Origin of the sequence: Collinsella sp. HCP3S3_D1, assembly GCF_052064015.1 — a bacterium.
Taxonomy (GTDB): domain Bacteria; phylum Actinomycetota; class Coriobacteriia; order Coriobacteriales; family Coriobacteriaceae; genus Collinsella.
Genome location: NZ_JBQHWK010000008.1, coordinates 61671 through 82120, shown reverse-complemented (window position 1 = coordinate 82120; position 20450 = coordinate 61671). Strand labels below are relative to the sequence as shown.

General features: G+C 60.8%; 19 protein-coding genes and 1 tRNA gene. 3 read left to right on the top strand and 17 right to left on the bottom strand.

Features of this window, described 5'->3' with window-relative positions:
• Positions 1–162: 162 nt before the first annotated feature.
• From ACTNDJ_RS04170 to ACTNDJ_RS04145, 6 genes are all read right to left on the bottom strand, one after another.
• Positions 163–1284, bottom strand: coding sequence for a coiled-coil domain-containing protein (locus ACTNDJ_RS04170; RefSeq protein ID WP_441063555.1), 1122 nt, complete (start codon positions 1282–1284; stop codon positions 163–165).
• A 32-nt stretch (positions 1285–1316) separates the two neighbouring features.
• Entirely contained in the window at positions 1317–1847 is a 531-nt protein-coding gene (locus ACTNDJ_RS04165) for an adenine phosphoribosyltransferase (protein WP_195838556.1), read from the bottom strand.
• Positions 1848–1885: 38 nt separating this feature from the next.
• Positions 1886–2770: a transcriptional regulator FtsR gene (gene ftsR / locus ACTNDJ_RS04160; protein ID WP_154516382.1), complete on the bottom strand. Its 885-nt coding sequence runs from the start codon at positions 2768–2770 to the stop codon at positions 1886–1888.
• Between the two features lie 3 nt (positions 2771–2773).
• The gene (locus ACTNDJ_RS04155) at positions 2774–3208 is read right to left on the bottom strand and encodes an FHA domain-containing protein (protein ID WP_195838557.1); all 435 of its coding nucleotides are present in this window, start codon (positions 3206–3208) and stop codon (positions 2774–2776) included.
• A gap of 66 nt (positions 3209–3274) precedes the next feature.
• Positions 3275–3979, bottom strand: a complete 705-nt coding sequence (locus ACTNDJ_RS04150) for a CDP-alcohol phosphatidyltransferase family protein (protein WP_441063557.1) — start codon at positions 3977–3979, stop codon at positions 3275–3277.
• 148 nt (positions 3980–4127) lie between these two features.
• On the bottom strand, positions 4128–4277 hold the full coding sequence (locus ACTNDJ_RS04145) for a hypothetical protein (protein WP_441015440.1): 150 nt from the start codon (positions 4275–4277) through the stop codon (positions 4128–4130).
• Positions 4278–4618: 341 nt separating this feature from the next.
• On the opposite strand from ACTNDJ_RS04145, the gene ACTNDJ_RS04140 reads away from it, so the two are divergent.
• The 3 genes from ACTNDJ_RS04140 to ACTNDJ_RS04130 all read left to right on the top strand — a co-directional run bounded on the left by ACTNDJ_RS04140 (position 4619) and on the right by ACTNDJ_RS04130 (position 9435).
• Positions 4619–5410, top strand: a complete 792-nt coding sequence (locus tag ACTNDJ_RS04140; protein WP_154516391.1) for a 7beta-hydroxysteroid dehydrogenase — start codon at positions 4619–4621, stop codon at positions 5408–5410.
• 688 nt (positions 5411–6098) lie between these two features.
• Entirely contained in the window at positions 6099–7064 is a 966-nt protein-coding gene (locus ACTNDJ_RS04135; protein WP_441063559.1) for a hypothetical protein, read from the top strand.
• Positions 7065–7413: 349 nt separating this feature from the next.
• On the top strand, positions 7414–9435 hold the full coding sequence (locus ACTNDJ_RS04130) for a gamma-glutamylcyclotransferase family protein (RefSeq protein ID WP_441083409.1): 2022 nt from the start codon (positions 7414–7416) through the stop codon (positions 9433–9435).
• Between the two features lie 862 nt (positions 9436–10297).
• On the opposite strand, the gene ACTNDJ_RS04125 is transcribed toward ACTNDJ_RS04130, so the two are convergent.
• The 11 genes from ACTNDJ_RS04125 to ACTNDJ_RS04075 all read right to left on the bottom strand — a co-directional run bounded on the left by ACTNDJ_RS04125 (position 10298) and on the right by ACTNDJ_RS04075 (position 20448).
• Positions 10298–10374 (bottom strand) — tRNA-Pro (locus ACTNDJ_RS04125).
• Between the two features lie 80 nt (positions 10375–10454).
• Positions 10455–11669 (bottom strand): bifunctional phosphopantothenoylcysteine decarboxylase/phosphopantothenate--cysteine ligase CoaBC, encoded by a 1215-nt coding sequence (gene coaBC / locus ACTNDJ_RS04120; protein ID WP_441083408.1) that lies wholly within the window; start codon positions 11667–11669, stop codon positions 10455–10457.
• A gap of 2 nt (positions 11670–11671) precedes the next feature.
• On the bottom strand, positions 11672–12391 hold the full coding sequence (locus ACTNDJ_RS04115; protein WP_427748044.1) for a zinc ribbon domain-containing protein: 720 nt from the start codon (positions 12389–12391) through the stop codon (positions 11672–11674).
• Positions 12388–13197: a Nif3-like dinuclear metal center hexameric protein gene (locus ACTNDJ_RS04110; RefSeq protein ID WP_441083407.1), complete on the bottom strand. Its 810-nt coding sequence runs from the start codon at positions 13195–13197 to the stop codon at positions 12388–12390. The genes ACTNDJ_RS04115 and ACTNDJ_RS04110 overlap by 4 nt, the downstream gene beginning before the upstream one ends.
• Positions 13194–14372, bottom strand: a complete 1179-nt coding sequence (locus tag ACTNDJ_RS04105; protein WP_441083406.1) for a cysteine desulfurase family protein — start codon at positions 14370–14372, stop codon at positions 13194–13196. The genes ACTNDJ_RS04110 and ACTNDJ_RS04105 overlap by 4 nt, the downstream gene beginning before the upstream one ends.
• 6 nt (positions 14373–14378) lie before the next feature.
• Positions 14379–15050: a ribulose-phosphate 3-epimerase gene (gene rpe / locus ACTNDJ_RS04100; protein ID WP_427748047.1), complete on the bottom strand. Its 672-nt coding sequence runs from the start codon at positions 15048–15050 to the stop codon at positions 14379–14381.
• A gap of 18 nt (positions 15051–15068) precedes the next feature.
• Positions 15069–16076 (bottom strand): NAD(P)H-dependent glycerol-3-phosphate dehydrogenase, encoded by a 1008-nt coding sequence (locus ACTNDJ_RS04095; RefSeq protein WP_441083405.1) that lies wholly within the window; start codon positions 16074–16076, stop codon positions 15069–15071.
• A gap of 9 nt (positions 16077–16085) precedes the next feature.
• A complete protein-coding gene (gene plsY / locus ACTNDJ_RS04090) occupies positions 16086–16769 on the bottom strand; it encodes a glycerol-3-phosphate 1-O-acyltransferase PlsY (RefSeq protein ID WP_427748049.1) in 684 nt (227 codons plus the stop codon).
• Positions 16762–18096 (bottom strand): ribosome biogenesis GTPase Der, encoded by a 1335-nt coding sequence (gene der, locus ACTNDJ_RS04085; protein WP_427748050.1) that lies wholly within the window; start codon positions 18094–18096, stop codon positions 16762–16764. Before der ends, plsY begins: the two co-directional genes overlap by 8 nt.
• 10 nt (positions 18097–18106) lie before the next feature.
• Positions 18107–19549: a DUF512 domain-containing protein gene (locus ACTNDJ_RS04080; RefSeq protein ID WP_441083404.1), complete on the bottom strand. Its 1443-nt coding sequence runs from the start codon at positions 19547–19549 to the stop codon at positions 18107–18109.
• A 2-nt stretch (positions 19550–19551) separates the two neighbouring features.
• Positions 19552–20448, bottom strand: a complete 897-nt coding sequence (locus ACTNDJ_RS04075) for a 4-hydroxy-3-methylbut-2-enyl diphosphate reductase (RefSeq protein ID WP_441083403.1) — start codon at positions 20446–20448, stop codon at positions 19552–19554.
• Positions 20449–20450 lie beyond the last annotated feature (2 nt).

Here is a 20450-nt window from a genome sequence, read left to right as displayed (position 1 = left end):
GTTGTTCCTCAACAATTATAGCTATCTTTTGGACAGATGCTGCGCATATCTAGTATTCAAAACTAGATTGTAGTTTACACACAAAATGGGCGGTCGAGATAAAACAATGGACCTCGCTCCCAAAGGATACGAGGTCCACTTTCGTTAGCTGAGTTAAAACACTTAATAGCGAACGAAAATATAATTGTTGTTCATGCCAGCGGCAACGGAGCTGATGATAACGCCCGTGCTGTAGTCGGAAGCATGGATCATCTGGCCGTTACCAATGTAGATGCCGGTGTGGTAAGAGTTAACAACGACGTCGCCCGGCTGAGGATCAGAAACACGGGGCCAACCCATGAAGGTGCCGGTAGTGCCCAGGCGGCAGTAGCGACCGGTGAGGCAGTAGCTTACAAAGCCGGAGCAGTCAAAGCTGTTCGGGCCAATACCGCCCCAGGAATAAGCGCAACCAAGCTTGCTATAAGCGCGAGAGACAACGCTGCCGCCGTCAACGGACTGGCTCGGCGCGGAAGGGGCCGGTGCCGGGGCGGGCGTCGAGGGCTGCGGCGTGGGAGCAGGAGCGGGCGCGGGCGCAGGTGTGTTACCGCCGCCATTGTTGGTCGTACCGCCACTATTGTTGGTGTTCTCGGTCGTACCGGCGGTGTCGTTGCTCACCGTGGCCTTTTCGGCGGTGCTGGCATTTATGCCAGCCTGCAGCGCGGCGTTCGCCTCGGCCTCGGCAGCAAGCTCGGCTTGCAGCTGTGAATCCAGGGAGTTTACGACACTCTGGGCCTCAGCCTGCTGGGCGTTGAGTTCGTCGACCTTCTTCTGCGTCGCGGCGACGTTCTTCTCCTGCTCGGCCTGCTTATCGGTGAGCTGCTGCTTAAGGTCCTTGACCTCCTGAATGGTCTGGGCCTGCTTGTCGGAGACCTTGCCGTAGTAGAACAAACGGTTGAGCATATCGCCCAGATCGTCGACGCCCGTCAGAACCTGAAGGAGACTCAGACCGCCGGTCTTGTACTCACCGGCAACGTAGCTCGAAAGCTTTGCCTGGCCCTCGGCAATCTCTTGCTGCTTTTGCGTGATCTCGCCTGCAGTCTGATCAAGCTCCTGCGTCTGAGCGGAGAGTTCTTCATGAATTTGCTGGGTTTGCGTACCGATCTGCTCGAGTTTGGTACGAGCGGCGGCAAGATCGGACGCGGTATCGGCATAGGCAGGAGCCGCGAGGCCCAAGCCCAAAACACAAGCGAGGGTTGCCGTAGCTGCGCAGCGTGCCATGTTTTTGTGCGTGTTTGCTGTGCGCATGGAGCTTCCTTTCCGGTATCTAAGGGTAGCGGCTAGTCCACCGTTACCAGGCTAAAGAGCTCAACGTCCTCGTTAGAAGGCGTGAGCTTCTTGCGCGGATTAAGAAACGCAAGCTCAAGGATACAACCATAACCTACGAGCTTTGCGCCCATATCTCGCACCAGTTTACCTGTTGCCTCGACGGTTCCGCCCGTCGCGACCAAGTCGTCCAGAATCAACACGGTATCTTTAGAGCTGATGGCATCGACGTGAATCTCAATCGAATCGGTTCCATACTCGAGCTCGTATTCCTGGCTAACGGTCTTACGTGGCAGTTTTCCCGGTTTACGTGCAGGAACAAAGCCCGCGCCGAGTGCCACGGCAACAGGCACGCCTACCATAAAACCGCGAGCCTCGGGTCCTACAACCTTAGTGATGCCCATACCGGAGAAATGCTCCGCTAGCGCGTCGACCATGGCTTTAAGTGCTTCGGGATTGCTAAAGAGCGGCGTGATGTCCTTAAAGACGACTCCGGGCTCGGGATAGTCGGGGATGTCGACGATGTGAGATTCGAAGTCGTACATGGTGTGACCTTTCATGGGAGGCTGGTTTGTAGAAGCATTTATTTGTCCGCGCTGGCGGTGCCGGTGTGCGAGGGGGCGACAACCTTAAGCGGCTGCACGAGGGATTCCTCGCGCACGGGGACCGCGGAGGCAGATGCCTCTTCGCTTTTGGCCTTGGTTGATTCGGAGCGTGCGATCTCCTCATCGAGGGCATCGATATCGGCGTCCTCGACTACGGCGTTGAGTGACTCAAATACGCGGTTCTTGAGCAGCGCAGTATGCACGCCCTCGGTGAGGTCATGTAACTTCTTAAACGCGCGTTCGAGCTTGGCATCACGTTCGTCATCTGAGGTGTCCATGCCAAGCATACTCACGAGCACTTGCTCGAACATCGAAGACTCGCGGTTGGCGGATGATACGTACTGACGAAGGTTTCGCGGCTCGATATGAAAGCGTGACAGCTCAGAACAGTAGCGGATAATCGGAAAATCGCGCCCGTCGACGAGCTCACGGTTTTGCGGACTCTTGATAATGCGAATAAGGTCGTTTTCGGCCAAGGAGCGAATAAACGAGATCTCGACGCCCAACATATCCGGAATGGTCTCGATGGGGTGCAGTTTCTGCTTGGTTTCCTTTGGTTCCGTCTTGAGCGGAACATCGGACAGCAGACCCACCTCGTAGGCAAGCGTGGAGAGATCTGTAGCGTTTTCCAGACGTTGCTTAATCACGTTGAGCGGCATGTAGCGCGTCTTCTGCAGGTGCAGAATGACCTCTAGACGGTCAACGTCCTCCTTGGAGTATTGGCGATACCCCTTAGGCGTACGATGAGGGGTGATGAGCCCCTCATCTTCTAGAAATCTAATTTTTGAGTTCGAAAGATCGGGGTATGCGCCTCGAAGTAAATTGACGACCTGGCCGATACTCAGATAGTTGCGTTCGGCCATGCCCTACTCACCGGTTTCGATGCGCTCCGGCGTGCTCTCGTGGTAGATGAGCGTGAACGTACCGATCTGGACGGAAGATCCGTCGTGCAGCGGGGCGGCATTGACGATGGCGCCATCAACCCACGTGCCGTTGAGCGAGCCTAAGTCCTCGATGCGAGCAGCCAGACCCTCGCGAATAATGCGTGCGTGGCTACGCGATACGGTCATGTCATTGAGGAAAATGCCGTTTGCCGGATCGCGGCCAATGGTGGTCACATCATCCTCGAGTTCAAAGGCAGCACCGGTCTGCGGCCCCTTGACAATAGACAGAACGGGGGCAGTGATGCGAACGTTCGCCATAAGATCGGGAACGGTAACGTCGCTCGAAGGCACACGGAAGACGCAGGTTGCGTCGGCAGTCTTATCGTTTTGAGGCATATTGTTAACCATGTTGTCCATGACAACCCCTAACTTAACGCGGACATGCCGCAAAGAATGAACTGTACGTAATAATACCCCAATGGCTTAGTCTTCGATTTCGGGGTTAAGAAAGTCGACGTCTTCGTCCTCTGGATGCGCAACAGCCTGTTTAATGGCCGCTCCACCCTTAATGGAATAGATTACAGCGGTGAGCATGGAGAAGATGACGCCGCCATACACAAAGAAGATGCCGAGCGGTACCGGGCTGCCGTTGAGGCCCGGGAAGGCCGTGAACGTGGCGGGCAGCAGATGCCAGCCGTCCACGGTGGGAAAGCCCAGCAGCATGAGCGAGAAGCCGGTCATGAGCAGCGCCGTGGCAATCTTGCCGGGAAATACTACGTCGATGGGGCGGCGGTGGTAGTGGCGCACGATGAGCGTGCCGATGCCTAGGTAGATATCGCGCCCAATGATGAGCACGCAGACCCAGATGGGAAGCTCGCCGCGAACCACGAGACCTAAAACGCCTGTAAATAGCAGCGCACGGTCGCAGATGGGATCCATAACCTTGCCGAGCCACGAGACCGTTTTAGTCATACGGGCAATCTGACCGTCCATCCAGTCGGTGGAGGCCGCGATGGCATAGATGACAATGGCGACGACACGGTTGTTGTCCGTCACAAACAGGTACAGGAAGACCAGCGTGAGGACCAGGCGCGTGAAGGTAATGAAATTGGAGATCGTGAAAATCTTATTCGACGGGTAATCGGAGGTGCCGATAAGCTCCTTTTTGATCTTCTTTTTGATGCCCACAGGACTCCCCCGCTGGTAAACGACAAAACTCTCGATACTATACCCGTTCTGGCGATGTCTATCCAGCGTAAGCATAGAGAGTCCAGACATGTGGAGGACGCTGCTGGGTGCCACGAGGACTCTCGCGCAGTTGCTTTAACAAAAACTCTCACAGGAAGTAGCCGCGAGGGCTATGTTGGTAGTTGCAGCTACAGTTATTGTTGAGGGTGAGCAGCGCGTCGCGCACGCCGTAGAGGTAGCCGCTGATGAGCGCCCAGCGCACGCGCTCGTCGAGCACCGGCGCAGAATAGCGATGCATCCCTTTGTACATGGGCACACAAGTGGATACAGCAAAGGCGACCGGAGGTCGCAATGCCCTCCTGGTGAATAGCTACCAAGGTGGGTAAAACCACATCGAACGCCGCTCACGCCAGGGCGGCGTTCACCTTTTGGTTCCACCCGCCAGCACCTCCCCTCTTGATACTGCAAGGGTTTCATTGTGGTGATAGACCGACACCGTTCATCGTTGTTTCGGGCTCGTTCGCAAAGTCGTGAACGCACTCCCCTCTTGTTCAGCGCATAATGGCGCACCGTATGCGGCTGAGCGGCCGCACGCTAAAGGAGAGGTGCCCGCATGGGCATCGAGAGAGAGGATGCAGTATGAACCTGAGGGAAAAGTACGGTGAGTGGGGCCTGATCCTGGGCGCGACCGAGGGCGTCGGCAAGGCGTTCTGCGAGAAGATCGCCGCCGGCGGCATGAATGTCGTCATGGTCGGCCGTCGCGAGGAGAAGCTGAACGTGCTCGCCGGCGAGATCCGTGAGACCTACGGCGTGGAGACCAAGGTCGTGCGCGCCGACTTTAGCCAGCCCGACGCTGCCGAGACCGTCTTCGCCGCGACCGAGGGCCTGGACATGGGCTTCATGAGCTACGTGGCCTGCCTGCACAGCTTCGGCAAGATCCAGGACACTCCCTGGGAGAAGCACGAGGCCATGATCAACGTCAACGTCGTGACCTTCCTCAAGTGCTTCCACCACTACATGCGGATCTTTGCCGCCCAGGACCGCGGCGCCGTGATCAACGTCTCGTCGATGACCGGCATCAGCTCCAGCCCCTGGAACGGCCAGTACGGCGCGGGCAAGGCCTTCATCCTCAAGATGACCGAGGCCGTGGCCTGCGAGTGCGAGGGCACCGGTGTCGACGTCGAGGTCATCACCCTCGGCACCACCCTAACCCCCAGCCTGCTGTCCAACCTCCCCGGCGGCCCGCAGGGCGAGGCCGTCATGAAGATCGCCCTCACCCCCGAGGAGTGCGTCGACGAGGCCTTTGAGAAGCTGGGTAAGGAGCTCTCCGTCATCGCCGGCCAGCGCAACAAGGACTCCGTCCACGACTGGAAGGCCAACCACACCGAGGACGAGTACATCCGCTACATGGGCTCGTTCTACCGCGACTAGCAGCTGCCGCGGCGCGTGCGCGAGGGCGCGTGCGGGTTCGCAGGTAGAGATGCGAGTGCGAGGGTTTCTTTGCGGGGGCGTGCGGATGCGGCGCCCGCAAAGAAACCCTCTTTTCATGGGTGGGCGCGACGGCACCTCGGCGCTCACCGTCTAGGGCGACCTGCCCGGCTCCCCCGCGATCTCCCTGCACGGGACCCTGCGCTCCGGCATCCTCTGGACCGTGTCCCGCTCGTGCCTAGTGGGCCGGCCGATCCGGCCCTCAGGGTATCGGATTCCCGCATTCATCCGTACATGTTCGTGTGAATGCGGGAGGTGTTCGGATGAGGTTGATATTCAAGGTGTAGACCGTTTTCTTGGTACTCCTCAAATGCGGCAGGGTTTTTCGAGTTTGTAGATGCTAATATAACCCTGCTCTCGAAAGAGGGCTCAGTCCCGGCTGGTAAACCTGACGTTTGGCGTGGTGTGCGTGACACGCATAGCGGGCATGGCCGCGATAGAATTTTCCATGCGGAGGGGCTCGACCCCATAGCGCCCCGAGGGTTTCGGGGAGGGCGAACTGGCAGGCAGGGAACCGGGATACAGGCTGTCCGGAAGGAGGGGTGTAATGCCTCTTCTTCTTTTTTGCCACATCAATCTTCTGGCTTGATAGGTTTTTCGTGCGTGTGATTGGGTTGCGGAAGGGATTGGCATGAGAGTTGCGGAAATTGCGGAAAGGGTCGGTTGCGATCCTGAGTCTGCGTATGCGAAATTCGCCGACACACGTGAAGGCACACGCTTTCACAACATGCAGTGGCCCACTTTCGTCACTGACGAAAACTATCGCTCGTTTTGCAAGGCGCTGGCAGATTATGCCAACTCAGAGGAAGGCCCCCAAAGCAACGGCCGCCATGAATTGTTCCTGAGCGTGCACGAGCTGTTCGAAAAGGGCAACGAGATTGGCGGCGCCCCAAAAAAGCGCCACTACAACTTGGACAAATCGTTCATAGGCACGGACGAGGCAAATCTCATGCTGCTCAAAGCGGCGCATAAGGGAATGACCCAGCAAGCGATCGCCGCGTACCTGGGCTGCTCGCGCACGGCGGTGCAAAAACGCCTGAGCGCCCTGGCAGGCGGCGTGCGTTTTGGCGACTCCTACATCAAGGCCGAGCCGACAAGCCGCGGCGGCCTGAAGTCGACGGCTCACCCGATCTTCCTGCCGCTGCGATTGCATGAGGTGTACCTGATGCTGTCGGCATTAGGCGAGTTTCGAGCGGAACGGTCAGGCGGGGACCCAGAGCGCGTCTTGGCCGATGATCTCGCTGGCAGAATCTATTCCCAGCTGAGCGACTACGCAAAGGGCGGGATCGACAGGGCATTGACTGAACGAGGGATTCGCCGCGGTGGGCAAAGGCCCGACTTCGACTCAAGCAAGGGCGTGGACGATTCGGATCGTATCGTTATGTATGAGAAGATGGGTCTCAATCTTGAAGTCGTGCTTGTAAATGGAGATAAGCTCGACGGCCGCTACGCGCGCCACGCCGATCTTCAGAAATGCGTAAACGCCGCCGAAATAAGCAAAGACGGCAGCTATATCGTGTTTAAACTTTTGGATGGCAGATACTGGGCGGTCGACGATTCTCAAGTAGTGAGCGTAGCAGCCGCACCCGGGGATTAGGTTGCGGCCAAGTCCCTCGTCCGCCCTCCCAGGCGGTACCGCTGCGGCCGATTTCATGTTTGCTTACAGGCGAAACAGCCGCCCTTGCGTTTTTCTAAACGCAACCTCTTCGTGCGCTCGTAAAAAATCGAATCGATAAAAACTGGCAACAACCCTTCTGAACGGGTATCCTTTCGCAGGATGCGCCTCGAACAGCACTTTCTGCCTGCGCGATTTCGTGCATGGCCGTCCTTTTCGTTCTATTTCTTAAAATGACAATCTCAGGTTTTCACGCCTTTTCGGCTTCAGACTGTATGCTGCAATCAGCTCGAGCGACCGAAGCCCATCACAACACCGAAAGGCGTGAACCATGAAGTACAACGAGAAGCGCAACAACGCCTCAGCCCGTCACCCCGAGACTGCACCCTCGATCATCAACTTCGCGTACGGTAGCAACCTTGATATCCATCAAGTTGAAACCCGCTGCCCCGGCGCGGTGCTGCTGGGCAAAGCGACCCTGAACGGCTATGAGCTGGCGTTCGATACCGCCGGATACCTCACCATCACCAAGCGCGAGGGGTCGCATGTGCAAGGCGCGCTGTGGGCGCTCGATAGCTCTCACGTGGCGTCTCTCGACCGCTACGAAGGCGTTGCATCTGGTTGCTACCGCAAGGAAACCGTGACCGTCGGGCGCGAAGGCGATGTGGTTCCCGCAACCCTTGAGGCGATGGTCTACATCTCTGAGCGCACCCCGCTGCGCAGGTACACCGAAAAGTACGATTACATCGACCGCGTGGTCGAAGCCGGCCGCGTGATGCAGCTTGATGAGGCAACCTTGGCGCAGATGTCCGACATGCGCGCCGACAGCCTGGACCGCTTGCGCGCGCAAGAAGAGTCGGCGGCGTATGGCGCAGCCAAGATCGACCTCCCCGCTGCACGCGAATACGCCGACTTCGTGTGCGGTGAAGGTCACCAGATCGCCGATTGCACATGCCGTTACACCGGTTACTACGCATGCCGTTTCCCCCGTGGCCTTCAGCAGCATGGACGCATCCTGCGCTCTAAGCGCTACCAGGTGATGGAAGCGAGTGAGGCCACCTTCTGCGGGTCGCACCGCATCTACTTGGCAATCAAGACCCCAGGCGAGTTCGGTTACAAGATTGACGTCCCCGAAGGGTTCCGCGCAGTGCGCAGCAGCGACCCTGCGCTGCAGGCAGACCTTAGTTACTCCCTTACGCTGGATGAGTTCGAAAAGCAGCGCAAGGCCCTGCTGCGCACCCTGCTCGGCTGGTGCAACAGCCTGCCTGAGTTTGACGTGCACAACTTTAATCGTCCCTCTGTCCCGGTGTTCAGCGCGCGCGAACACTCCGCCGACACCCGCGAGTATGCGGAAACCCCGTACTTCGCATATGGATTTGACATCAGCCATGACCGCATTGCCAAAAAGCTCGAGGGCGGTCACCATGTTTATGCAACCAAGGCGAAGCTCTATGGCTACACGCTGGCGTGCGACGCGAAGGGCCGTCCCACCATCATGCGCATGGAAGGATCGTTTGTGGAAGGCGTGCTGTGGCATGGTCTCACGCGGGGCGAGGTCCAGACGCTGGACAAAGCGAATGGCGTGCAGTACGGCACCTATGCAAAAGCCGGCGTCACGGTGAAGATTGAGGGCGAACCCGCTGCGAGGGAAAAGAACGCATTCGTGTACATCTCTCGGCGAACCCCGCTTTCTGCAGTTACGAAAGACATCGAAGCGTTTGGCGCGATGCGCGACGAAGCCATCGCCCTGAAAATGGAGCGCACCACCGTGGCTCGCATCGACGCAATTCTGCGCGCAAGCGGCTGCCCCTGCGTGCAGCCCGAAGCCCCTGCGGCAGAAATCGCAGCCCTGGGAATCAGGGAGCTCACGCCCGAGCAAACCATGAAGTGCATGCTGTTCGTGTGCCCGAAGTGCTTTAAGCCCTTGAGCGAATGCGAATGCGGCAAGCGCCCTGATCACCTGGTAGCGATCGACCACGAGCTGCAGCCCCATGTGCGCATACTGAACGATAAGGGTTATAAAACGCAGACCTGTTGTGCCGGGCATGCAGACGAGGGCTGCCACGGTTACCTGAGATTTAGGCGCCGCTTCCGCGCACTAGAGGAGGTATGCGGCGGTCAGCTGCCCAACGAGTCTCTTACGGAGGCGCCGCAACGCATTCGCAGCACGCGCCATGTAGCGCTGAACCTGCCCGGCGCCCCCGAAAGCTATGACGTATACCTGGACAACAGGGGTTACGTCATTCGCTTTGAGCCGCGCCGCGGTGTGAGGCGTGAACAGTTCGTGCAAGACAAGCCCGCTATGTTGAGCGCATTGCTGCAGTGGTGCGAGTCTCTCCCGCAGCGCGAATAGCCTGCAAGCCGTCTGAACTGGTAAGAATCGCCAAGCGCGTGGGTCGATGTTCGAATCCTGACCCGCGACTTCCGAGCCCCCTTCTAGTCCCAAGCCCCGATCCTCAAGCCCTCAGCCCTGCCCCTCAATGCGCCCTTGAGCGTGCGCATGCGGCGTCTATGAAGTTCCTCCAGCGCTTCGGGGCGTTCTCGACGATGAAGTCGATGACGGTGGCGAGCTCGCCCTAGTCGAGCCCGCGCCGACGCACTCTCTTGAGGTCGCACGAGAATGACGGCGCGAACGCCGCCCTGAGCCGCACGCTCACGCCGTCGCCTAGGACTTCGCCGGCATGGCGGCCCAGATGGCGGACTCTGGGGCGATTACGCCGCAGGTGCCCGCAGCGATGGCCGGTGGCACCGTAGCGGTGTCGGCTTAATACCCGCGGCGTTAGCTTTTTGGAGCGCAGTGCCTTGTTTCGGCAGGCACGGAAGCCTTCCTCTCGCTGCCGAAAGAAATCGAAAAAGTATCGCGGCCCTTGGGCGGTGTCGGGGTTCCGTGCGAACGTGCGGGGAATTAGTGAAGCAGGGCGGGACAGTTGGCTTGGATGTCGTAGCCGCAGTAGCTAGGCACAGGTAGGTGATTTTCGCGTATGTAGAAAAATTTAGGCTAGATAGACTACAAATGTGGAATCAAAACGAATCAGTGAATTCAACAAATATGGAAAGAAAGTGAAGGGGGGATCCATTAAAACCGAGATTCTACAAAAGTGCAGGTAGAAGGGCGTGTCTTTATTGGCTAAAAAACAGCCGGTGATTCTCCGGTGATTCCCTGATGATTCCTGATAAAAAAAGGTCAGGCACTAGGTGCCTGACCTGCAAACTTCTGGTCGGGACGACTGGATTCGAACCAGCGACCCCTTGACCCCCAGTCAAGTGCGCTACCAAGCTGCGCCACGTCCCGAAGCATTTGTTTGTTGCTCTGCTCTCGCTCGCAACAGGGAGTATAGTAACCCGAAACTTTGTCCTTGTGCAAGAACTTTTTTACAAATTTTGAAGCAAGTCTAAAATTGTATCTGCGAGCTGGGGTTTTGTTAGTACGGGAAGTTCTTGCGTGCCCGCTGTGCTCACTATCCAGGCCTTGTTGGTATCGGTCCCAAAGCCCGAATCGGCGCGCGAGACATCGTTGGCGATAATGGCATCGCAACCCTTGCGCACGAGTTTGCGCTGCGCGTACTCCACGACGTTATCGGTCTCGGCCGCAAAGCCGATCACACGGCGATCGCCCTTTTGGCGTGAGAGTTCGGCCAGGATGTCAACGGTCTCGACGAGCTCAATTCGATCCAGGCGCTCGTTGGCCTTTTTGAGTTTATGGTTCGCCGGGGCTGCAGGCGTGTAGTCGGCAACGGCGGCGGCACAAATGGCCGCGTCGGCCGTCTGGAAGGCGCTCAGCGCAGCCTGGAGCATTTCCGCGGCGGTTTGTACGCGCACGCACTCTACGCCGCAGGGAACGTCGAGCGATGTCGGTCCCAGCACGAGCGTGACGGCGGCACCGCGGCGCGCGGCCTCCCCCGCCAGGGCGATGCCCATCTTGCCCGATGACCGGTTGCCAATGAAGCGCACGGGGTCGATCGGTTCGTGCGTGGGGCCGGCGGTGATCACGATGCGCTTGCCCACAAGGTCCTGAGGAGCGGGGTCGAGCAGCTTGCAGACGGCCTCAACGATGTCCTCGGGCTCGCTCATGCGTCCCGTGTCCACATCGCCGCAGGCAAGGTAGCCGCTACCCGGACCCACAACGTGGACGCCGCGCTCGCGCAGCGTGGTCATGTTGGCCTGCGTGGCCGGCGCCTTCCACATGCCATTGTTCATGGCCGGCGCGACCACGATAGGACGCGGCGTGGCAAGCAGCGTGGTGGAGATGAGGTCATCGGCGATGCCGTTGGCCATCTTGGCGATGATATTGGCCGTCGCGGGCGCCACGACCACCAAGTCGGGCTCCTGCGCCAGCGAAATATGGTGGATGGGGTCGGAGGGGTCGTCGAACAGACCTACAGCGACCGGCTCGCCCGTGAGCGCGCGAAAGGTGAGCGGGCCTACAAACTCGGTGGCATGCTCGCTCATAACGACCTTGACGCGTGCGCCGCGCTTTTGCAGCAGGCGCACGATATTGCACGACTTATAGGCGGCGATCCCGCCGGTAATGCCCAACAGGATCGTTTTTCCCTCAAGTTGCATTGAATTGTCGGGTGCCGTCGTCATTGTTAGGCTTCCTTGTTGGGGAGCACGAGCAGGCGGTGGCAGTACGGGCAGTGCGTGATCTCACTACCGTCGTGGTTGAGGTCGCTCATGGACGATGCTTGCAGCGCGGTGTGGCAGACCGTGGGGATGTTGCCCTTGATGGTCTCGACGGCCAGGCCACGGAACTGCTTGAGCAAACGCTCGTAGTCGGTGAGCACGTCGGTCGGCAGCGTGGCGGCGAGCGCGGTGCGCTCCTTGGTGGCGGCATCAATCTGGGCCTGCAGGTCGGCGGCCTTGGCGCGGGCGGCCTTGGTGTCGGCCTTCACGCCCTCCTCGAATTTGGCGATGATGGCCTGCGCGCGAGCCTCACGGTCGAGCGCCTCCTTGTGGGCGACAACGACATCCTTGCGGGTGTGCTCAATCTTATCCAGGCGCTTGGCCAGGGTGGCGAGCTCGTTTTCCAGATCCTGTACCTCGCGGTAGTCTGAGCCGTCGACGTGGCGTTTCTTGGCGGCCTCGATGGCGTTGTTGGTCTGGATCTCGGTGGTGTTGAGATCGTCCAGCTCAATGTCGAGGTCCTTGCGCTGAGCATAGAGCTTGGTCATTTCGGACTTAAGCTTTACATAGGTTTTGCGCTTTGAAGCGAGCTCCTTGAGCTCCGGCATATTGGCAAGTTCGCTCTTGTTGCGGGCGAGCTCCAAATCGATCTGTTGCAGCTTGAGTAGCGTAGCGCCGGCGCTCATAAGTTCTCTCCTTTTGTCACAGTCCACCATTGGCAAGGGTTCAGTATTTTAATCGCATGACGGGGGTCGACCCCGGCGTCAACCGCAGAGTTCATCAAGATATCCACGAACGGCTCCTCGGAGCGGTCGTGGCCGAGCAAGATCACGCTCAGCCCGCGCAAGGCAAGGTCTTGCGCCACGTGATAGCCCGCCTCGCCCGTCACGATGACATCCGCACCGGCAGCGATGGCAAGCTCGCCAAAGTCGCCGAGGGAGCCGCCCAGAATGGCGACGGTGCGGCACGGGCGCTCGGCATCGCCCCATACGCGTGGGTCGCTGCCAAAGGCCGTGGCAGCACGGGCGGCAAGATCACGCAGCGTGCACGGGTCGTTGAGTGTTGCAAAAACTCCCAGGCCGCAGGCCTCGGGGTCGTCCACGTGCTCCAACGAGCTTGCAGGCGCCGCGTCCAACAGCTTACTTAGGCAGATGCGTGCCTCGTGCGAGCGGTCCAGGTTGGTGTGGAGCGAGATAATGCTCACCCCGCAGCGGGCCGCCTCGTAGAGCGCCGCGCTGCATTGGGGGCGCGTTGCGCTGGGCGGGCAAAACGACTCGGGCGCCTTGATGTAGACGGGATGATGCGTGAGCAACACGTTGGCTCCGGCTTCCAAGGCGCGCTGCACGTTGTCCCTGGTAGCGTCAAGCGCGCAGGCAACGCCGCGGATCTCGTCGTCAGGGTCGCCAACGGATAAGCCCACGTGGTCCCAGGGCTCGGCGTCCGTTTTGGGATAGCGTGCCAGCAGGGCGCGCTCGAGTTCGGCGACGATCATGCGGCACCTACGATCGTGAGCAGCGTCTGGGCAAAGTCGTCCAGATCGCTCGGATTCACGCGGTCATCGAAGGAGATGCGCAGTGCGCCCAGCGCCTGCTCGCGACCAATGCCCATGGCGCTGAGCACGTGGCTCGGGTCCATGCTGCCGCTCGAGCAAGCCGATCCGGCCGACACCTCAAAACCGGCGGCGTCGAGCTTGATGATGAGCTCCTCGGAGTCCATGCCGTCAATATAGATCGATACCATGCCGGGCAGACGGTCGGCCTGCGTGTAGTCGCCCATGGTGGCGTGAATGCGCGGATGGGCCGTGAGCGTGGCGTAGAGCTTGTCGGAAAGGGCTTGCAGCTTCTCGCGCTCCTGAGCCACATGGGGCGCCAGAGACGAGGCCGCAGCGGCAAAGGCCAGCTGCGTGCGCAGGTCCTGCGTGCCGGCACGACGTCCGGCTTCCTGTCCTCCGCCAAAGATGCGGGGGCGCAGCGGCGTGCGGCTTTTTAGGTATAACGCGCCGGAGGCTACGGGGCCGCCAATCTTGTGTGCTGCAACGGTCATAGCATCGACGCCCAGCTCGGTCACATCGAGCGGAATATGCAGATAGCCCTGGATGGCATCGGTGTGGAACAGGGCGCCCGCGGTATGCGCAGCCGCGGCAAGCTCGCGGATAGGCTGTACCACACCGGTCTCGTTGTTGGCGGCCATGATGCTCACGAGCGCGACGTCGTCGCCCAACAAGTCGCTCAGCTCGGCAGGCTCGATGTAGCCCGCACGGCAGGGCTGCACCAGGTCGACGGTAAAGCCGGCGGCACGCAGCAGCGGCAGGTTGTCCAGAATCGAATCGTGCTCGATCGCAGACACGATCACGCGCTCGCGCTTTCGATCGCGCTGACGAGCACCCTCGGCAAGTCCGAGGAGCGCCAGCTGGTTGGCCTCGGTACCGCCGTTGGTTAGGATGATCTCGGACGGGCGAACGCGCGCGCCAAAGCTGCGGGCGATCTCGCGGCGTGCAACCTCCAGACGTGCGGCAGCCTTGCGGCCGAGCGAGTGCAGCGAGTTGGGGTTGACGCCTGCAAGCTCGCTTTCGTCGTACTCGCGCTGCGCAAGGAGCGCCTCGGCGCGCATGGGCGTCGAGGCGGCATAGTCAAGATTCACGGGTATGCGGTTTTGACCTGCGGTCATAAGGGTTTATGCCTCCTGTGCGGCCTCGTTGCCCAGCTTCTGCAGCAGCGCAACCTCGGCGGCGGGATCTTCGGACTTAAATACGGCGGAGCCGGCTACCAGGACATCGGCACCGGCCTTGACGACCTCGGCGATGTTTTTGGAAGAGATGCCGCCGTCGACCTCGATCATGGGCGACACACCGTGGCGCTCGCACATGGCCTTGAGCTCGTGGAGCTTATGCAGCGTGCCCGGGATAAAGCTCTGGCCGCCAAAGCCGGGGTTCACGCTCATGAGCAGCACGATGTCGACGACCTCGATGATGCTCTCGAGCACGCAGACGGGCGTGGCGGGGTTGAGCACCACGCCGGCCTTGACGCCGCGTTGCTGCAGGTGCGTGAGCGTGCGGTGCAGGTGCGTGGAGGCCTCGTAGTGCACGGTGATCATATCGGCGCCGGCGTCGGCATACCAATCGACGGTCTCGTCGGGGTTCGACACCATCAGGTGCGCGTCGACCGGCACCTTGGTGGAGCGCTTGACGGCCTTGAGGATTTCGACGCCAAAGGTGAGGTTGCCGGTAAAGTGACCGTCCATGACGTCGAAGTGCACATAGTCGGCGCCGGCGATCTTGTCGAGCTCGCCCTTGAGGTTGGCCATGTCAGCCGAAAGGACGGACGGAGCGATTTTGATGGAACCCATGGTAGTAGCCTTTCTGCGCTAGTCGGTGAGTCCGTAGAACTCTTGAGAGGGGACGCGGTCGGTAAGGATCTCGAGCGCCCTATCCAAAGTAACACCGTTGTAGAGCGTTTGCTCCACGGCAAAGGTGAGCGGAATGTCTACGCCCAGCGAACGGGCGAGCTCGCTAACGCTGCGGGCGGCGACGGCGCCCTCGACCACCATATGCGTGCGCGCCTGATACTCGTCGAGCGATACGCCGTGGGCAAACTCGTAGCCGAAGGTGCGGTTGCGCGAATGCTCGGAGGTGCAGGTGGCGATGAGGTCGCCCATGCCGGCAAGACCCATGCAGGTCATGGCCTGGCCGCCGCAGGCGTGCACCAGTCGGCTGATTTCTGCCAGGCCGCGCGTCATGATAAGGGCGAGCGTGTTGTCGCCCGCGCCGGTACCGGCGGAGATACCGCACACGATGGCGATGACGTTTTTCATGGCGCCGCAAACCTCAACGCCGGTCATGTCCTGCGACAGGTAGATGCGGAAGGCCGTGGATAGGAGCAGGTCCTTAAAGGTCTCCCCTACCTGCGAGTCTTTGCTGGCGATGACGGCGGCGGAAAGTCCGCCGCGGCATATCTCCTCGGCATGGTTGGGACCCGAGAGCGCCGCCACACGTGCCTCGTTGCCGATCTCGCTGGCAATAACCTCGCTCATGAGCATGCCGGACTCGGGCTCGATGCCCTTGGTGAGGCACAGGACCGGCGTCTCGTCTGCGATGAACGGCGCCGCCTGGTGGCAGACGCCACGCAGGTGCTTCGAAGGCACGGCAAAGATGATCGAATCGGCACCGTCGAGCGCCTGGGCCAGGTCCGTCGTGGCGACAACGTTTTCCGGCAGCACGTAGTCCACCAGATAGCGCGGGTTGCGGTGCTCGCCGTTAATGCCGGCGGCCGTCTGCTCGCTGTGGGCCCACATGGTCACGCGCTCTGCTCGCGCGGCGGCAAGGCCGGCGACGGCGGTTCCCCAGGAGCCGGAGCCAATCAGCGCAACATTCATGACTCTCTCCTACTTATCGTCGGGCTCGGTGACGCGCTTGGTAAACGAGAGCTTGGATTCCTTACCCGTCATGAGCTTTTTGATGTTCGCGCGATGGGCCCACACCACGGTGATGCCGATCATCGCCATGCAAAACTTGAGGCCCAGGCTGCTGTACGGAAAGACCGCGCAGGCGGCGATGGGAAGACCGATGGCCGCGGCAAGCGAGCCCACCGACACATACTTGGTGATGGCGACGGCCACGATAAACATGCCCAGTAGCGAAAGTCCGATGGGCCAGTACCAGGCCAGTATGACGCCCAGCCCCACGGCAATGCCCTTGCCGCCACGGAAGTTGAGGTAGGGCGAGAATATGTGGCCCCACACGGCAGCCAGGCAAATGACGCCGAGCATCCAGTCGCCGGCGGCACCGGGAGCCATGATGCTCACCGGGAAGCCATAGCCCACGCTCGCGATGAGCGGACGCGCGATAAGGACGCAGATGGCGCCCTTCAAGCAGTCGAGCAGCAGCGTGAGCGCGGCGACCTTGGGGCCGGCTACGCGCAGGGCGTTGGTGGTGCCGATGTTGCCGGATCCCGCCTTGCGAATATCCGTGTGGTTGAACACGCGGCCCAGGATCAGGCCAAACGGAATCGCTCCGATAAAGAACGAGACCACGGCGCAGATGGCGGTCAGCAGAATCGGATTATGCATCCTTTTGCTCCTTCTTCCTAAAGAAGAGTCGAATGGGCGTGCCGGAAAAGTCGAAGGTCGAGCGCATACGGTTCTCCACGTAGCGCTGGTAGGTGTCGTTGACCAGGTCGCTGTGGTTGACGAAGAACGTAAACGTCGGCGGGTTGACGCCCGTCTGGGTCACGTAGTGCATGCGCAGGCGACGCTTGCCGTCCACCACGGTGTGGCCAAACTCGCGCAGGTCGGTGAGGAAGGTGTTGAGGCGCGAGGTGGTGATCTTTTGCGAGCGCGTCTTCTCGGCGGCGTCGACCATCGCCCAGATCTTCTCGACGCTACGGCCGGTCAGGGCCGAGATGCGCAGGTACTGGGCCCAGGGAGCCATGACGCCCAGACGGCGGTCGACGGTCTCCATGCAGGCCTCGCGTTTGCGGTCGTCGTCGAGCAGATCCCACTTGTTAAGCAGTACGACGATGGCGCAGCCGCGTTCGATGGCCAAGCCCATGACCTTCTGGTCCTGCTCGGTAACGCCCACGGAGGCGTCGACGACGAGCAGTGCCACGTCAGCACGGTCGATGGCGCGCAGGCCGCGGACCATGGAGTAGTACTCGATGTTCTCGTACACGGTGCTCTTCTTGCGAATACCCGCGGTGTCGACCATGCGGTAGTGCTTGCCGTTGCGCTCCACGACGGTGTCGATGGCGTCGCGCGTCGTGCCGGCAATGTTTGACACGATAGAGCGGTCGGCACCCAGGATGCGGTTGAACAACGAGGACTTACCGGCATTGGGGCGGCCGATGATGGCGACGTTCAGCGCGTCGGGGAACTCATCGGCGACCTCGTCCTCCTCCTCGGGCAACAGGGCAACGATGTCGTCGAGCAGGTCGCCCGTGCCGTGGCCGTGCAGGGCCGAGAGTGGCGTTGGCTCGCCGATGCCGAGCGAATAAAACTCCCAGATGCTGTCGTTTTCGCGATCGGGGTTGTCGAGCTTGTTCACCAGCAGAAAGACCGGCTTGTCGCAGCGCTTGAGCATGCGGGCGACCGACTCGTCCTCCTCGGTGACGCCGGTGCGGCCGTCGACCACAAACAGGATGACGGCGGCTTCCTCGGCGGCGGCGAGGGCCTGGTCGCGGATGGACGTGGCGAAGACGTCATCGCTCTTGAGCGGCTCGATGCCGCCCGTGTCGACGATGGTGAACTCGCGGCCGTTCCAATCGGCCGTGTGGTAGGAGCGGTCGCGCGTTACGCCGCGGGACTCATGGACGATGGCGTCCGAGGTCTGGGCCAGGCGGTTAACGAGCGTGGACTTGCCCACGTTGGGGCGTCCGACGACGGCGACGATAGGTTTCATCTGCACTCCTTTAATGGGTAGGGTCAGCGGAATTAGTAGAGCCTGCGGGCACAATGCCAAGGATATGCTCCAGGGTATCGAGCAGCTCATGCGGCATGGTCGATACCACATGAACCTCGGCGCCGCGAGCTTCAAGGCTTGCGAGTAAATCGTCACGATGATACTCGTCAAGCGTCATGCCGTCAGCGTTGAACATGACCTTAGGCACAAAGAGTATAACCCCCGAGAGGTCCTGCGGCAGCTGCTCCAGAATGTCGCAGGCGACGATGAGGCCGGTCACATCCACGTTGCCGCCAAAGTAGCGGTTTTCGATAGCGGTGACGGTGCCGGCAAGGCCCCGTGGCGACTCCACAAAGCGCGCCACGGTGTCGCGCGCGCTGGCGCCGGAGAGGCACAGGAGGCGCTGGTTGCGCCCGGCGATGCCAGCGCGGACGCGGGCCAGACGCTCGGCGTCGGCGGCAAGCACGTCGTCGGTCTCGTCCAAATAGGAGCGAATCATACCGATGCCGTCGTAATACTGCGGGTAGCCATCGTAAAAATCGGCCTGGGGTGGCTCGATGCCGGCGTCCAGATAGAACTCGTCGCTCATCTGGAAGGTGTGGCGGCCAAAGCGCTTGTAGGCACGATCCTGGAAGGGACGGATCATGGCAATGGTTTCGCGCGCGAGCTCAGGTTTGTCGCTGTATGACCAGGTAAAGCGCCTCTGATGCTTGGTAAAACCGAGCGGCACGATGCCCAGGCTCGTGATCTGCTCGTGCTCCTCGCAAAAGCGTAGGGTCTTTTGCAGCTCCTCGCCGTCGTTCATGCCGGGACACAGCACAATCTGCGCGTGGATCTCGATGCCGGCGGCCATGATGGCCTCGAGCACGTCCATGCCGCGCTGGGCGTTGCGGCCCATCATGCGGCGGCGGACGTCGGGGCTTACGGCATGGACCGACACGTTCATCGGACTCATGTTGCGGTCGATAACGTTTTGCACGTCCTCGTCGGAAAGGTTCGTGAGCGTGACAAAGTTGCCCTGCAAAAAGCTCAGGCGGTAGTCGTCATCGCGAATATACAGCGTGGAGCGGCCGCCCTTGGGCAGCATGGTCATAAAGCAGAACACGCAGGCGTTCACACAGGTACGCATGCCGTCAAAGATAGGGCCGTCGAACTCAAGGCCCCAGTCCTCGCCGGGAAAGCGGTCGAGCTCAACGGGGGTGACGCTGTTGTCGCGCGGGTCGAGAACCTCAAGTTCGACGGTGTCCTCGTCGGCCTCCCAGAGCCACACGATCATGTCGGTGAGTGCCTCACCGTTGACCGTGAGCACGCGCATGCCCGGCTCGATACCCACATCCCATGCGGGCGATTCGGGACGCACGTTCTTTACGAGCGCGCCCTCACCCGGCTCGGGGTCGCGGCTGCGCCCGTAATCGGCCACCTCGGCGGCGTATGCGGGTACGGTCTGGTCCATGATTAGCGACAAAGCTCCTTGATGCGCGCAACGGCGCGTTCGATGTGTTCTTGCGGAGTTGAGGCTCCGGCGGTGATGCCGATGCGGCGCGCGTTGGCAAACCATGCGGCCTCAAGCTCGGAGGCTTCCTCGATGTGATGGGTGTGCTCACAGACATCGGCACAAATCTGTGCCAGGCGGCGCGTATTGCCCGAATTTTTGCCGCCCACGACGACCATGCAGTCGCAGCGGTTGGCAAGGGTTGCGGCCGCCTGCTGGCGCTCGCTCGTGGCAGCGCAGATGGTGTTGATCACGCGTAGTTCCTGCACACGCGGAGTGATGGAGGCCACGACCTCGGCCAGGTTCTGCGCGGTTTGGGTGGTCTGCACAACCAGGCCCACCTTGCCCTTGAGCGGCAGCGCGTCCGCATCGGCGGCGCAACTCACGACCTGCGCGTCATCGCCGGCGTGGCCCAGGATGCCCTCGACCTCGGGGTGGCCCGGCTCGCCCACGACGATCACACGGTAGCCCTCGCGCACCAGGCGCTCGGCCGCCACATGGACCTTCTTCACGTAGGGGCAGGTGGCATCGACCACGGTAAGGTCGCGCTCGTGAGCGGCCTCGATGACCTGCGGCACCACGCCGTGCGCGCGAATGACCACGGTGCCCGACGCGGCGTCGTCCAAGGTGTCTGCCAGACCGACGCCTGCCTCGGCGAGCTCGCGCACCACGATGGGGTTATGGATGAGCGGGCCCAGGGTGTGGACCTGAGCGCTCTCCCCTGCCTGCGGCGCGGCGGCCAGTGCCATGTCGAGTGCACGCTGCACGCCGTAGCAGGTGCCGGCATGCGCTGCGATTTCGATGGTGGGGACGACCTCCTCAGCGGCGGTCGCGGCGGTATTCATGACGTTCTCGCCCATGG

What these genes read in the sequence shown, in the direction of transcription:
- ACTNDJ_RS04170 (WP_441063555.1), bottom strand. Translation starts at nt 1,284, where the DNA reads ATGCGCACAGCAAACACGCACAAAAACATGGCACGCTGCGCAGCTACG.
- ACTNDJ_RS04165 (WP_195838556.1), bottom strand. Translation starts at nt 1,847, where the DNA reads ATGTACGACTTCGAATCTCACATCGTCGACATCCCCGACTATCCCGAG.
- ftsR (WP_154516382.1), bottom strand. Translation starts at nt 2,770, where the DNA reads ATGGCCGAACGCAACTATCTGAGTATCGGCCAGGTCGTCAATTTACTT.
- ACTNDJ_RS04155 (WP_195838557.1), bottom strand. Translation starts at nt 3,208, where the DNA reads ATGGACAACATGGTTAACAATATGCCTCAAAACGATAAGACTGCCGAC.
- ACTNDJ_RS04145 (WP_441015440.1), bottom strand. Translation starts at nt 4,277, where the DNA reads ATGCATCGCTATTCTGCGCCGGTGCTCGACGAGCGCGTGCGCTGGGCG.
- ACTNDJ_RS04140 (WP_154516391.1), top strand. Translation starts at nt 4,619, where the DNA reads ATGAACCTGAGGGAAAAGTACGGTGAGTGGGGCCTGATCCTGGGCGCG.
- ACTNDJ_RS04135 (WP_441063559.1), top strand. Translation starts at nt 6,099, where the DNA reads ATGAGAGTTGCGGAAATTGCGGAAAGGGTCGGTTGCGATCCTGAGTCT.
- ACTNDJ_RS04130 (WP_441083409.1), top strand. Translation starts at nt 7,414, where the DNA reads ATGAAGTACAACGAGAAGCGCAACAACGCCTCAGCCCGTCACCCCGAG.
- coaBC (WP_441083408.1), bottom strand. Translation starts at nt 11,669, where the DNA reads ATGACGACGGCACCCGACAATTCAATGCAACTTGAGGGAAAAACGATC.
- ACTNDJ_RS04115 (WP_427748044.1), bottom strand. Translation starts at nt 12,391, where the DNA reads ATGAGCGCCGGCGCTACGCTACTCAAGCTGCAACAGATCGATTTGGAG.
- ACTNDJ_RS04110 (WP_441083407.1), bottom strand. Translation starts at nt 13,197, where the DNA reads ATGATCGTCGCCGAACTCGAGCGCGCCCTGCTGGCACGCTATCCCAAA.
- ACTNDJ_RS04105 (WP_441083406.1), bottom strand. Translation starts at nt 14,372, where the DNA reads ATGACCGCAGGTCAAAACCGCATACCCGTGAATCTTGACTATGCCGCC.
- rpe (WP_427748047.1), bottom strand. Translation starts at nt 15,050, where the DNA reads ATGGGTTCCATCAAAATCGCTCCGTCCGTCCTTTCGGCTGACATGGCC.
- ACTNDJ_RS04095 (WP_441083405.1), bottom strand. Translation starts at nt 16,076, where the DNA reads ATGAATGTTGCGCTGATTGGCTCCGGCTCCTGGGGAACCGCCGTCGCC.
- plsY (WP_427748049.1), bottom strand. Translation starts at nt 16,769, where the DNA reads ATGCATAATCCGATTCTGCTGACCGCCATCTGCGCCGTGGTCTCGTTC.
- der (WP_427748050.1), bottom strand. Translation starts at nt 18,096, where the DNA reads ATGAAACCTATCGTCGCCGTCGTCGGACGCCCCAACGTGGGCAAGTCC.
- ACTNDJ_RS04080 (WP_441083404.1), bottom strand. Translation starts at nt 19,549, where the DNA reads ATGGACCAGACCGTACCCGCATACGCCGCCGAGGTGGCCGATTACGGG.
- ACTNDJ_RS04075 (WP_441083403.1), bottom strand. Translation starts at nt 20,448, where the DNA reads ATGGGCGAGAACGTCATGAATACCGCCGCGACCGCCGCTGAGGAGGTC.